The 13,753-nt window shown below is 64.3% G+C and carries 8 protein-coding genes and 1 riboswitch; of the genes, 5 read left to right on the top strand and 3 right to left on the bottom strand.

Going from position 1 to position 13,753, the window contains the following annotated elements; all coding sequences use genetic code 11:
* Nucleotides 1-40 precede the first annotated feature (40 nt).
* Nucleotides 41-266, top strand: a riboswitch (cobalamin riboswitch).
* A 100-nt stretch (nt 267-366) separates the two neighbouring features.
* The 5 genes from cobW (at nt 367) to M8Q45_RS13740 (ending at nt 8,959) form a co-directional block, all read left to right on the top strand.
* Nucleotides 367-1,431, top strand: coding sequence for a cobalamin biosynthesis protein CobW (gene cobW / locus M8Q45_RS13760; RefSeq protein ID WP_283939042.1), 1,065 nt, complete (start codon nt 367-369; stop codon nt 1,429-1,431).
* A gap of 3 nt (nt 1,432-1,434) precedes the next feature.
* The gene (cobN, locus tag M8Q45_RS13755; protein WP_249875202.1) at nt 1,435-5,208 is read left to right on the top strand and encodes a cobaltochelatase subunit CobN; all 3,774 of its coding nucleotides are present in this window, start codon (nt 1,435-1,437) and stop codon (nt 5,206-5,208) included.
* Nucleotides 5,209-5,450: 242 nt separating this feature from the next.
* Nucleotides 5,451-6,458, top strand: coding sequence for a magnesium chelatase ATPase subunit I (locus tag M8Q45_RS13750; RefSeq protein ID WP_249875201.1), 1,008 nt, complete (start codon nt 5,451-5,453; stop codon nt 6,456-6,458).
* Nucleotides 6,459-6,559: 101 nt separating this feature from the next.
* Nucleotides 6,560-7,117, top strand: coding sequence for a vWA domain-containing protein (locus M8Q45_RS13745; RefSeq protein WP_349654625.1), 558 nt, complete (start codon nt 6,560-6,562; stop codon nt 7,115-7,117).
* 195 nt (nt 7,118-7,312) lie between these two features.
* Nucleotides 7,313-8,959 carry a phospholipase D-like domain-containing protein gene (locus M8Q45_RS13740; protein WP_249875200.1) on the top strand — a complete coding sequence of 549 codons (1,647 nt, stop codon included), beginning with the start codon at nt 7,313-7,315 and terminating at the stop codon, nt 8,957-8,959.
* Between the two features lie 5 nt (nt 8,960-8,964).
* Here the strand turns inward: M8Q45_RS13740 and preA are convergent, their stop codons facing one another.
* The 3 genes from preA to hydA form a co-directional block, all read right to left on the bottom strand.
* Nucleotides 8,965-10,239 (bottom strand): NAD-dependent dihydropyrimidine dehydrogenase subunit PreA, encoded by a 1,275-nt coding sequence (preA, locus tag M8Q45_RS13735; RefSeq protein WP_249875199.1) that lies wholly within the window; start codon nt 10,237-10,239, stop codon nt 8,965-8,967.
* A complete protein-coding gene (locus tag M8Q45_RS13730; protein ID WP_249875198.1) occupies nt 10,239-11,606 on the bottom strand; it encodes an NAD(P)-dependent oxidoreductase in 1,368 nt (455 codons plus the stop codon). The genes preA and M8Q45_RS13730 overlap by 1 nt, the downstream gene beginning before the upstream one ends.
* A 194-nt stretch (nt 11,607-11,800) precedes the next feature.
* Nucleotides 11,801-13,240 carry a dihydropyrimidinase gene (hydA, locus tag M8Q45_RS13725; protein ID WP_249875197.1) on the bottom strand — a complete coding sequence of 480 codons (1,440 nt, stop codon included), beginning with the start codon at nt 13,238-13,240 and terminating at the stop codon, nt 11,801-11,803.
* Between the last annotated feature and the right edge of the window lie 513 nt (nt 13,241-13,753).

Below are 13,753 nucleotides of genomic sequence, written 5' to 3'. Positions count from 1 at the left end.
AGGGGCTGTATGAAATGTGTTCGCGCGAAGGCCAGACAAGGCGAAACGGGCGAGTGCGGATACCTTTTTTACAGAGCCTGAAGGGAACGCGGTCCAAGCCGCGGCTGCCCCCGCAACTGTGAACGGTGCTGTCTCTGCAAGGCCACTGTGCATGCCCTGTTACAACGGGCGCACGGGAAGGCGCAGAAAATTGCCAGCCCAGGCTTTGGATAAAGGCCTGCCTGGCCCGCCGTCAGCCAGGAGACCTGCCTCGACAACAGATTCTCACTACAACCGGGCGGGGTGATCCGGTGGCGAAATCTTCCGCGCACGCCTGTGCCTGCGGTTGTCGTCCCGTTTGCCCGCCACCTTGCCAAAGGGCATCCGATGAAAACACTGGCCAAACTCCCCGTCACCATCGTCACCGGTTTCCTCGGCTCGGGTAAGACCACCTTGCTGCGGCACATGCTCGACAACGCCCAGGGCCGACGTATCGCGGTCATCGTCAACGAATTCGGCGAACTGGGCATCGACGGCGAGATCCTCAAGCAGTGCTCCATCGGATGCACCGAAGAAGAAGCCAACGGCCGCGTCTATGAACTGGCCAACGGCTGCCTGTGCTGCACCGTGCAAGAAGAGTTCTTCCCGGTGATGCGCGAACTGGTAGCCCGTCGCGGCGACCTTGATCACATCCTCATTGAAACCTCCGGCCTGGCCTTGCCCAAGCCGCTGGTCCAGGCGTTCCAGTGGCCGGAAATCCGCAGCGCCTGCACCGTCGATGCGGTGATCACCGTGGTCGATAGCCCGGCCGTCGCCGCCGGCACCTTCGCCGCATTCCCGGACAAGGTCGATGCCCAGCGCAAGCTGGACCCGAACCTGGACCATGAATCGCCGCTGCACGAGCTGTTCGCCGATCAACTGGCAAGCGCCGACCTGGTGATCCTCAACAAAGCCGACCTGATCAACCCTGAAGACCTGGCAAAAGTCCGCCTGGAAGTCGCCGAAGAACTGCCGCCAGCGGTCAAGATCATCGAAGCCAGCAGCGGTCGCCTGCCACTGGACGTGCTGATCGGCCTGGGCGCCGGTTCCGAAGAGCACATCGACAGCCGCCACAGCCATCACGACCACCACCATGACGGCGATGACGACGACCACGATCACGATGCCTTCGATTCGATTTCCATCGAACTGCCCCAGGCTGACGAAAGCCTGCTGCTGGACGCGCTGACGCAACTGGTGGTCCAGCACGACGTGCTGCGGGTCAAGGGCTTCGCGGCGATCCCGAACAAACCGATGCGCCTGCTGATCCAAGGCGTCGGCACGCGCTTCGACAAGCACTTCGACCGCCAGTGGAGCGCCGACGAAGCACGCGTGACCCGGTTGGTGCTGATCGGCCAGGCGCTGGACGCCGGGCGGCTCGAAGCGCAGTTGCGCGCCGCCCTCAGCGTGTAAGCCATGCACCTGCTCAGGACCCAGCCCGGCGGTTTCGTGTCGGATGACAACATCGCCGACCTCGGGCAAACCCCCGCCGAACTGGTGGTCCTGTGCAGCGGCGATTCCAGCCTGGCGCTGCTGGCCGAAGCGGCGCGGCAGTTGCCGGACGACTACCCGCAGTTCCGCCTCGCCAACCCGATGCAGGTGCAGAACCACGCGTCGGTGGATCTGTATGTCGAAGACGTGCTGCAACACGCCAAGGTCATCTTGCTGTCGCTGCACGGCGGCATCGGCTATTGGCGCTACGGCATCGAGCGACTGATGGAACTGGCCGGACGCGGGGTGAAGCTGATCCTGGTGCCGGGGGATGACCGTCCAGATCCGGAGCTCAGCGACTTGAGCAATGTGCCTGTCGAAGATCGCGACCGGCTCTGGCAGTTTCTTCGCCAGGGTGGATTGGAAAACGCCCTGAACCTGTTCCGTCACCTCGGCAGCCAATGGTTTGGCCGCGACTATTCGTGGGGCGAGCCCCAGCCCCTGGCACGCACGGCGATCTATCACCCGAAAAAAACCAACGCGACCCTGGATGATTGGCGGGCCGACTGGCAGGCCGGCGAACCGGTGGCGGCGCTGTTGTTTTATCGCTCGCACCTGCAAGCCGCGAACACCGCGTTCATCGATGTGTTCTGCCAGCGCCTGCAGGCGGCGGGGCTCAATCCTTTGCCGATCGCCGTGGCGAGCCTCAAGGAACCCGGGTGCCTGGCCCAGGTGGAAGACTGGCTGGACGAGGTGGCGGCCGGGGTGATTCTCAACACCACCGGCTTCGCCCAATCCAGTCCCGAGGCCCCGCACCTGCGGCCGTTTCGCCGCGATATCCCGGTGATCCAGGCGATCTGCGCCCAGGACAACGAACCCGGCTGGCGCGCCAGCGAACAAGGCCTGGGGCCGCGGGACCTGGCGATGCACATCGCCTTGCCGGAACTGGACGGGCGGATCATCAGCCGGCCCATCAGTTTCAAGGACCTGGCCTGGCGCAGTGAGCGCAGCCAAAGCGACGTGGTGTGCTACCGGGCCGTGCCCGAGCGCATGGATTTTGTCGCCGCACTGGCCCGGCGCTGGACCACCCTGGCGCGCCTGCCCAACGGCGAAAAACGTGTGGCGCTGATCCTCGCCAACTACCCGACCCGGGACGGGCGCATCGGCAACGGCGTTGGCCTGGACACGCCGGCGGCGGCGCTGAATATCCTGCGGGCGATGCAGGCCGAAGGGTATCCGCTGTCCGCGGAACTGCCGGCCAGTGGTACCGCGTTGATCCAGCAATTGCTCGGCGGCGTCACTAACGACCTGGACAGCCTCGACCTGCGGCCCTGCCATCAGAGCCTGGCGCTGGACGCGTACCAGGCAATGTTCGACGCGCTGCCCGAGGCCAATCGCCACGCGGTGCTCGCGCGTTGGGGCGCGCCCGAGCAGGACCCGATGTTCCGCGACGGTCGCTTGATGATCGCCGGCCTGCGCCTGGGCCTGACGTTCGTCGGCATCCAGCCGGCGCGGGGCTACCAGGTCGATCCGAGCGCGGTGTACCACGACCCGGACCTGGTGCCGCCCCACGGTTACCTGGCGTTCTATTTCTGGTTGCGCCACGCCTATGGCACTCACGCTGTCATCCACGTCGGCAAGCACGGCAACCTCGAATGGCTGCCGGGCAAGGGCGTCGGGCTTTCGGAGAGCTGTTGGCCCGACGTGCTGCTGGGACCGCTGCCGAACATCTATCCGTTCATCGTCAACGACCCGGGCGAGGGCGCCCAGGCCAAGCGTCGCGCCCAGGCGGTGATCATCGACCACTTGATGCCACCGTTGACCCGCGCCGAAACCTACGGGCCGCTGCGTAACCTGGAGCTGCTGGCCGACGAATACTACGAGGCGCAACTGCTCGATCCGCGCCGCGCCAGGGAATTGCAACGGGATATCCTGGCCCTGGTGCGCGAGACGCATATCGATCGCGAGCTGCAACTCGACGCCGGCCTCGACAGCGACGCCGACGCGGCGATCTGGCTGCCGCGCCTGGACACCTACCTGTGCGACTTGAAGGAGTCGCAGATCCGCGACGGCCTGCACATCTTTGGCGAGTCGCCCGGTGGACGGCTGCGCATCGACACCTTGCTGGCGCTGTTGCGCATTCCCCGTGGCGACGGCAAGGGCGCCCAATCGAGCCTGCTTCGCGCGCTGGCGAAGGCGTTCGGGTTGGGTTTCGATCCGCTCGATTGTGCCTTGGCCGAGCCTTGGACCGGCGAGCGTCCCGAGGCGTTGCGCGACATCAGTGACGAGCCTTGGCGCACCGTCGGCGATAGCCGTGAGCGCCTGGAGCTGTTCGCCGGACGATTGATCGAGCAAGCCTTGGACGGCGAGGTCGAGCTGCTCGACGCGCCGGGTTGGGAGACGGTGCACAACATCATCGATCACCTGCGCGCCGTCGTCGCGCCGCGCCTGGACGCCTGCGGCCCGGCGGAGATGCGCGGGTTGCTCGATGCCCTGGACGGGCGCTTCGTACCGGCCGGCCCCAGTGGCGCACCGAGTCGCGGACGCCTGGATGTGCTGCCCACCGGGCGCAACTTCTTCTCCGTCGATGTGCGCAACCTGCCCACCACCACCGCGTGGCGCATCGGTTTCCAGTCGGCGAACCTGATCCTCGAACGGCACCTGCAAGACCATGGCGATCACCTGCGCCGACTCGGCCTGTCGGTGTGGGGCACCGCCACCATGCGTACCGGCGGCGACGACATTGCCCAGGCGATGGCGCTGATGGGCGTGCGTCCGGTCTGGGCCACGGGCAGCCAGCGGGTGGATGATTTCGAAATTTTGCCGCTGAGCCTGCTGGACCGCCCTCGGGTCGATGTGACGTTGCGGGTTTCCGGATTCTTCCGGGACGCCTTCGCCAACCTGATCCGCTTGTTCGACGCGGCGGTGCAGGCCGTTGCGGCCCTGGATGAGCCCGACGACCTGAACCCGCTGGCGGCCAAGGTCCGCGCCGAGCGCGAAGCCCTGCTGCAATCGGGCTTGCCCCCGGAAGACGCGGCGCGCCAGGCCGGCTGGCGGATCTTCGGCGCCAAGCCCGGCGCCTATGGCGCGGGCGTGCAGGGGGCAATCGACGGTCGGCTCTGGCAGAGCCGCGAAGACCTCGCCGAGGTCTACCTCAACTGGGGCGGCTACGCCTATGGCGCGGGTGACGAGGGCACCGCGGCGAGGGCGCAATTCTCCAGGCGACTGAGCCAGGTGCAAGCGGTGCTGCAGAACCAGGACAACCGTGAGCACGACCTGCTCGACTCCAACGATTACTACCAATTCCAGGGTGGCATGCTCGCTGCCGTGGAAACCCTCAGTGGTGAAGCCGCCGCCAGTTACCACGGCGATCACAGCCAGCCGGACCTGCCGAAGATCCGCACGCTGAAGGAAGAACTCAACCGGGTCATTCGTTCCCGCGCGGCCAATCCGAAGTGGATCGACGGGGTCAAGCGCCACGGCTACAAAGGCGCGTTCGAACTGGCGGCGACGGTGGACAATCTGTTCGCCTTCGACGCCACCACCCGGTTGATCGATGACCACCAGTACGCCTTGCTGGCCGATGCCTATCTCCTCGATCCGCATACCCGGGATTTCGTCCGCCAGCACAACCCCGACGCCCTGCGGGACATGACCGAGCGAATGCTCGAAGCGCAGCAGCGGGGGATGTGGCAGGAACCGGGGGATTATCGCGAGGCGCTGGAAAACCTGCTGTTGGACATTGAAGAAGATGGCTGACTTATCGCTGGCCGATGGGCTCTCGTGGCGAGGGCGCTTGCTCCCGCTCGGCCCCGTAGGAGCTGCCGAGTGCAACGAGGCTGCGATCTCTTGATCTTCGGTTTGAAACTCAAGCGCCGCGCGAAAGATCGCAGCCTCGCTTCGCTCGGCAGCTCCTACACAGCGCCTACACATTTTTTGCGACCCAGCGGGAGCAAGCTTCCTCGCCACAGGGACCTCCTTACACTCATGAGATATCTCATATGACCGACACCCCCCATTTCCCCCTCGCCGCCGTGGTCGGCGCCGATGCGTTGAAACTGGCCCTGTGCCTGGCGGCGATCGATCCGAAGATCGGCGGCGTGTTGATCGAAGGCCCGCGCGGGATGGCCAAGTCCACCCTGGCCCGGGGCCTGGCGGATCTGTTGGCCAGCGGCCAGTTCGTGACCTTGCCCCTGGGCGCCACCGAAGAACGGCTGGTCGGCACCCTCGACCTGGGCGCGGCGTTGGGGGAAGGGCGTGCACAGTTTTCTCCCGGGGTGCTGGCCAAGGCCGACGGTGGCGTGCTGTACGTCGATGAAGTGAACCTGCTGCCGGATCATCTGGTGGATCTGCTGCTCGACGTCGCCGCCAGCGGTACCAACCTGATCGAACGCGACGGCATTTCCCACCGGCATCCGGCGCGTTTCGTGTTGATCGGTACGATGAACCCGGAAGAAGGCGAGCTGCGTCCGCAACTGCTCGACCGCTTCGGCCTCAACGTGGCCCTGGACGGCCACACCGCCCCGGCCGAGCGCGGGCAGATCATCCGTCGGCGGTTGGATTTCGACAGTGATCCGACGGCATTTTGCGCCGAGTGGGAGCCAGCCCAGCAACGGTTGCGTGAACGCTGCGAACAGGCCCGCACGGGCTTGGCCCAGATCCCCCTGGATGACACGGCGCTGGGGCAGATCACCGAGCGTTGCTTTGCCGCCGGGGTCGATGGGTTGCGCGCCGACCTGGTCTGGTTGCGGGCTGCCCGTGCCCATGCCGCCTGGCGTGGCGCGCAAGCCATCGCCGCTGAAGACATCGACGCCGTTGCCGAGTTTGCCCTGCGTCATCGCCGCCGCGACCATGCCGCCCCGGCTCCGGCGCCAACCCAGGCACCATCGTCGACCCCGAAGGAAACCAGCCAACCTGGCGAAGCCGAGGGCCAATGGGGCGACCTGCCGCCTCGGGCATTGCCGACCGGCGCCCGGCGTGACGTGCCGAGCTGGCCAAAAAAGCCCTAGGCATTCGCCCCCGCTCGCCGGCGGGGGCGAATGCCAGGCCCCGCGCCGGACGACTCGACCAGGGCCGCCAGGGACGGAGCAAAGCGGCAGCCAGCGGCTTGGTGGACTGGCCGGGTTCCTTGCTCAATGGACGTCCGCGCGTGCTGGCGGACTTGCGTTTCAAATGGCGGCAGCGTTCGGCCAATGAGCTGTGGCTGGTGATCGTCGATGCGTCGGCCTCGACCCGTCGCCACCGGGCCTTGAGCGACGGCAAGGGCCTGCTCGCACAACTGTTCGACGACGCCTACCGGCAACGCGCGCGGTTGGCGTTGTTGACCGCCAGCGGTGCCGCACCGACCTGGCAAGTGCAGGGACTCAAGGCCTCCACTGGCCTGGGGCACTGGCTCGACGCGCTGGGTGCCGGTGGCGGTACGCCGTTGCTGGCGGCGATCGGCGAGGCGCAGCGCTGGCTGGCCGCCCGGCGCAAGCGCTTCCCGGCGGAGCGACAGCGAGTGCTGCTGATGACCGATGGCCGGGTGAAGGAAGGGCAACCCCTGCCGCCCCTCGATTGGCCCAGCCTGCTGATCGACATCGAGCGCGGCCCGATTCGCCTGGGCCGGGCGCGGCAATTGGCGGGGCAGTTGGGGGCTGAGTATCGGCATATCGATGAAGGCACTTGAAATGTGCTGTGGCTGTCTGGGCCCTATCGCGAGCAAGCTCGCTCCCACATGGGTTTCGCTGTGAACACATAATTGCTGAACACCCCAGCCCCCTGTGGGAGCTTGCTCGCGATGGCATCACCGCGGTTTCAATGCTCTGCCCACCCAACCCGCGTCACTGCTCTATGCTCAAGCAACCCTCAAAGGAATGAACCCATGCGCGTACTCGTCACCAATCCCCAGGACGATTTCCGGGTCAAGGCCTACGCCGGCACCAACGGGGTGCTTCTTGCCATGGACCTCGCCGAGCCCCGGCGCAAGGGGCTGTTGGGCTTCGCCATCGAGAAGCAGGCGGGCGACAAGCCCTGGCTGTTCCTGTTCAACAGCCTGACCTTTCCCGACAAGGCCCACACCTTTCCCCAATTCCACGCCACGCCCAGCGACAAGGCGCCGTTGCAGAAATTTCGCTGGGCCGATTACGCGGTCAACCCGGGCGTGACGATTCATTACCGCGTGCACCTGGCCTACGGCAGCCCCGATGCGCCGCAACTGGGCGAAGCCTTGGAAGTGAGCGTCACCAGTGACGATGGTCAACCGGCCAGCCAGCGGGTCATGTTCAACCGCGCAGTGGCGGCCAGCCAGGCGTTCCAGCGCAAGTTTGCGGAAGTGGATGCGCTGATCAGCGCCAATAAAAAGTTGTCCATCGAGGAGTGGCCCGACGCCCCGCGTCGATGGTTGGAAAATGGTTTGCTGGGACGCTTGATCGGCTTCATCGACCGGGCCCTGGATGCCAACTGGGCACTGGATGTGGCCATCTACGAATACGAACTGCCGGTGATCGTCGCTGCGGTGAACGCCGCCCATGCACGCGGCGCGCAGGTCAGGGTGCTGTACCACGCCGAGCCGGATGACGACACGACACTGCGCAACGAAGCCAGCCTGGAAAAGCTCCCGGCGGCCAATAAACGTGGGCGGGTCACGCACAATATTTTTCACGACAAGTTCATCGTCCTGAGCAAGGTCGAAGCAAACGGCTCGTTGACGCCCGAGGCGGTGCTGTGTGGCAGCACCAATTTCACCGCCAATGGCGTCTATCGCCAGGCCAACGTCATCCATGTGCTGGATGATTCACGGATCAGCGACAGCTACCGCCAAGTGTTCGAGCAGATCTGGCACGCGCCCGCAGATGTCGACGCGACCCGCGATTGGTTGACCCAGCACAATCCCATGGCCGCCGATGACAAACTGTTCGCCGGTTTTTCGCCCCGCAACGGGCAAGGCGATCTCGATCGCTTCGTCGACATCATCAAGTCCGCGCGCAAGGACCTGCTGTTCGTCACGGCATTTGCCTTGCCGGACGCGATCCTCGATGCCTTGCTCGGCCAGCCCAATGACGATGTGCTGCGCTACGGCCTGCAGAATTCCGCCAGTCGCATCACCGGTTTCCATGCCGATCGCACTGCGGAATTCGCCGCCACCGCCTTGCTCAATACCGGCCTGGAAGGGTGGCTCCGGGAAAACATGAAGGGCCAGAAAGGCAACTTGCTGGTGCACACCAAGGCCGTGGTCACCGACTTCACCAGCGATGCCCCGACCATCATCAGTGGCAGCCATAACCTGAGCGCCGCGGCCAGCGGCGGCAACGACGAAAACTACCTGATCATCCAGGGCGACACCGACCTGGCCGACCGCTACGGGCTGGAACTGCTGCGCTTCTACGAGCACTACCGGTTTCGCTACTTTGCGAAAAAACTCGCCCTCAAGCAGGTCAAGCCCTTGGCGCCGAACGACAGCTGGACCGATGATTACTACCGCGACGGCGATCTGCGGATGTTGTCCCGGCTTAGGTTCAGCGCCCGTTAAGGGATTCAAGGCGCGACGTGGTAGGGGTTGCGCGGATCGTGGTTCCAATCCAGGAACGGCTTGCCGGTATCCACCGTCACCATCTCGATGCAATCCTGCACCGGGCAGGTGATCTGGCAGAGGTTGCAGCCCACGCATTCCTCTTCGATCACCTCGTAGGCATGGGTGCCGTCCGCCAGCCTGAGGCTGGCGATGGCCTGGTGCGAGGTGTCTTCACAGGCGATGTGACAGCGCCCGCAACCGATGCAGGCTTGCGGGTCGATTTTCGCGATGACCTGGTAGTTGATGTCCAGGTACTTCCAGTCGGTGGTGTTGCCCACCGCGCGACCGGAGAAGGCTTGCAGATTGGCGTGACCGTGTTCGTCCATCCAGCGCGACAGACCGTCCTTCATCTCCTCGACAATGCGAAAGCCATGCAGCATCGCCGCCGTGCACACTTGCACCGCGCCGCTGCCCAAGGCGATGAACTCCGCCGCGTCGCGCCAACTGCCGATGCCACCGATGCCGCAGATCGGCAGGCCCTGGGTCTGCGGGTCACGGGCGATTTCCGCGACCATGTTCAGCGCAATCGGCTTGACCGCCGAGCCGCAGTAACCGCCGTGGGTGCTCTGGCTGCCAACGATGGGCAGGGCGACCATGCGGTCCAGGTCGACGCTGGTGATGGAATTGATGGTGTTGATCAGCGACACCGCGTCGGCCCCGCCGCGATGGGCAGCCCGGGCGGCGACGCGGATGTCAGTGATGTTCGGCGTGAGCTTGACGATCACCGGCAGCGAGCAATAAGTCTTGCACCAGCGCGTCACCTGCTCGACGTACTCCGGCACCTGGCCGACCGCCGCGCCCATGCCCCGTTCCGGCATGCCGTGGGGGCAGCCGAAATTCAGCTCGATGCCATCGGCGCCGGTGGCTTCCACCAGGGGCAGGATGCTCTTCCAGGATTCCTCGACGCACGGCACCATCAGCGACACGATCAGCGCCCGGTCCGGCCAGTCCTTTTTCACCTGGGTGATTTCCCGCAGGTTGATCTCCAGCGAACGGTCGGTGATCAGCTCGATGTTATTGATGCCCAGCACCTCGCGATTGGCACCGTAGTGAGCCGAGTAGCGCGAGGACACGTTCACCGCCGCCGGATCTTCCCCCAGGGTTTTCCAGACGACGCCACCCCAGCCCGCCTCGAAGGCACGCACGACGTTGTAGGCCTTGTCGGTGGGCGGCGCGGAGGCCAGCCAGAACGGGTTGGGGGCTTTGATGCCGGCGAAGACAATCGACAGATCGGCCATTACGCAGCCTCCACATTGAGCATGAGATGAGCATTGATTGCCTCGGCGGCGAGCTTGCCGTGCTGCACGGCCTGCACGGTGAGGTCTTGGTCGAGGCTGGTGCAATCGCCGCCGGCGTAGACACCGGGGATGCTGGTGCGCAAATGCTCATCCACCAGGATGCGGCCGTCCTGGCGCTTGAGCTCCCGGGCCAGCGGGTCCACCAGCGCGTCGTCGTCGAAGGCTTGGCCGATGGCTTTGAAGATGGCATCGGCGGGCAGATCGAAGGTCTCGCTGCCGATCACCAGCCGACCGCTCTCCAGATGAGTCCGGGAGAAGCGCATGCCGCGCACTACGCCGCTGTCGTCCAGCAGTACTTGCTGCGGCTGGGCCCAGGTCAGCAGGCGGACCTGATTGGCCTTGGCGATGTCTTGTTCGTGCACGGTGGCGCCCATGTCCTCCAGGCCGCGGCGGTAGACCAGGCTGACGTCGCGAGCGCCGAGGCGGGCCATTTGCACGGCCATGTCGATGGCGGTGTTGCCAGCACCGAGCACGATGCAACGGTCGGCCAGCGGCAACTGGCTGAGGTCGTCAGCCTGGCGCAACTCGCGGATGTACTCGGTGGCGGCCAGCAACCCAGGCGCTTGTTCGTCGCTCAGGCCCAGCTGTTTGCTGGCGGCCAGGCCGAGGCCGAGGAACACCGCGTCGAATTGCTGGTGCAGGTCGCTCAGGCTGAGGTTGTCGCCGAGCTTCTGGCCATGACGGATCTCGATACCGCCGATCTCCAGCAGGAAGTCCAGTTCACGTTGCGCGTAGTCGTCCACCAGTTTGTACTTGGCGATGCCGTATTCGTTGAGGCCACCGGCCTTGTCCCGGGCTTCGAAAATCACCACGTCATGGCCGTGCATCGCGCTGCGGTGCGCGCAGGACAGCCCGGCGGGACCTGCCCCGACCACCGCGATGCGTTTGCCGCTGGCGGCGGCGCGTTTGAACGGGTGTTCGCCGAAGTGGGCATTGTCGACGGCGTAGCGTTGCAACAGGCCGATCAGCACGGGCGCGCATTCCTGGGCGTTGTTGCGCACGCAGGCTTGCTGGCACAGCACTTCGGTGGGACAGACCCGGGCGCAACTGCCGCCGAGGATGTTCGCCGAGAGAATCCGCTGCGCCGCACCCTGGACGTTGTCCTGATGAATGTTGCGAATGAACGATGGAATGTCGATCTCGCTCGGGCAAGCGTTCACGCAAGGCGCGTCGTAGCAGTACAGGCAGCGGGACGCTTCCAGGTGGGCCTGGCGCGCATTGAGGGGCGGCGCCAGGTCACAGAAGCGGGCGGCGAGGGTGGTCGGGTCTTCCTGGGAATGGGGGAGATGATTCAAGGGCTGGATCATGGAATCGGGCCTCACGGTGGTTGAGGTGCTGCCTCTGGTGGGCAGTGGTTTTTGTCTGCGCAGGAACCCTGTAGGAGCTGCCGAAGGCTGCGATCTTTTCCCCGGACTATTGAGTCTTGAGTGAAAAAACGCCAGATCAAAAGATCGTCCGAACGCGGCCCGAGCCTTCGGCAGCTCCTACGGACGGCGTTCGCTTATCGCTTGATGGCAACAGGCCTGGTCAACTCAGCCCGCTTGCTCAGCAAATCGAACACCGCCGGGTACGCCGGTCGTTCGATATAGCGCCCGGCCCCGCGTTCGGCCCGCAGGTCGCCGTCGGCCCAGACCAGCCGACCCTGGCTGATGGTGTGGCTGGGCACGCCGCGCACGGTCTTGCCTTCGAAGATGTTGAAGTCCACTTGCTGGTGGTGGGTCTTGGCGGAGATCGTCCGGCTGCCCTGGGGATCCCAGAGCACCAGGTCCGCGTCGGCACCGACGCGGATCGCGCCTTTGCGTGGGTAGAGGTTGAAGATTTTCGCGGTGTTGGTGGAAGTCAGGGCAACGAAGTCGTGCATCGACAATTTGCCGCTGTTGACCCCTTCGTCCCAGAGCACGGCCATGCGGTCTTCGATACCGGCGGTGCCGTTGGGAATCTTGCTGAAGTCATCGCGGCCGGCGGCTTTCTGTTCCGCGCAGAAACAGCAGTGGTCGGTGGCGGTGGTGTGCAGGTTGCCGGATTGCAGGCCATGCCAGAGCGCTTCCTGGTGCCCGCGTGGACGGAAGGGCGGGCTCATCACGTAACCGGCGGCGGTCTGCCAGTCGGGATCGCGATAGACACTGTCGTCCAGCAGCAGATGCCCCGCCAACACTTCACCGTAGACCGGCTGGCCCTTGCCACGGGCGTAGGTGATTTCGTCCAGCGCTTCTTTCGTCGAGACGTGTACCAGGTACAGCGGCGTGCCGAGGGTTTCGGCGATACGGATGGCCCGGCTGGCGGCTTCACCTTCCACCTGGGATGGGCGCGACAGCGGGTGGGCTTCCGGCCCGGTGATGCCTTGGGCCAGCAGCTTGCGTTGCAGGTGATAGACCAGCTCGCCGTTCTCGGCATGCACGGTGGGCACCGCGCCCAGTTCCAGGCAGCGCTCGAAGCTCGCCACCAGGGTGTCGTCGGCGGCCATGATCGCGTTCTTGTAGGCCATGAAATGCTTGAAGCTGTTGACGCCGTGATGGCTGACCAGCTCACCCATTTCTTCGCGAACCTGTTCGCTCCACCAGGTGATTGCCACATGGAAGCCGTAGTCGCTGGCGCTTTTTTCGGCCCAGCCCCGCCATTGATGAAAGGCTTCCATCAGCGATTGCTGGGGGTTGGGAATCACGAAGTCGATGATCGAGGTGGTGCCTCCGGCAAGCCCCGCCGCCGTGCCGCTGAAGAAGTCCTCGCTGGCGACCGTGCCCATGAAGGGCAGCTGCATATGGGTGTGGGGATCGATGCCGCCGGGCATCAGGTATTGACCGCTGCCGTCGAGCACTTCGGTCGCGGCCGGAACATCGAGGTCTTCACCAATGGCCTTGATCACGCCGTCGGCGCAGAACACATCGGCGCGATAACTTTCATCATGGGTGATAACGGTGGCGCCACGGATCAACAGAGACATTCCGAGTTCCTCGCAGGGCATGACCGACTGTTGCCGGCTCTTTATGTTTTATCCATCACGGTAGGTCAGTCGCGCGGTGCTTTAATCTTGTCACGACTGTCAGGATTAGACGCTAGCTTGAGTTTCTTAAATGAGCAAGATTATTTTTTATAAGCTTATTCGTTTTATAACGTATTGAAATTAAAACAATAAATATTCAAATCACCAAATTGGTGAGCGTGCTCACCAATTTGACGCACTTGACAGGATCGCTATTTGAGCGAGATTTATCATGGTAAATCAGCCGCTTGAAAGCGCTTGTAGCGCGGTCTAGACACTTCGCGCTGTTGCGGGTTGCACCACTTTGAATCCCCCGCTCGACAGGGCGCGAAGGTCATCTAGCCTGAACATTGATGATCGGAAAGTGGAGCAGGACGATAAGTTGACCTTAAAGCGTTAAAGATCAAATGGTTGAAAGGAATATATCGATCGCCCCGTCAGTTATTCAGGCCGTTCGGCACGGTTATTGAGTGT

The sequence above is a fragment of the Pseudomonas sp. T1.Ur genome, from assembly GCF_023516725.1.
GTDB classification, from domain to species: Bacteria; Pseudomonadota; Gammaproteobacteria; order Pseudomonadales; family Pseudomonadaceae; genus Aquipseudomonas; species Aquipseudomonas alvandae.
Note: the sequence above shows the minus strand (reverse complement) of the source record. Positions and strands in the feature narration are given on the sequence as shown.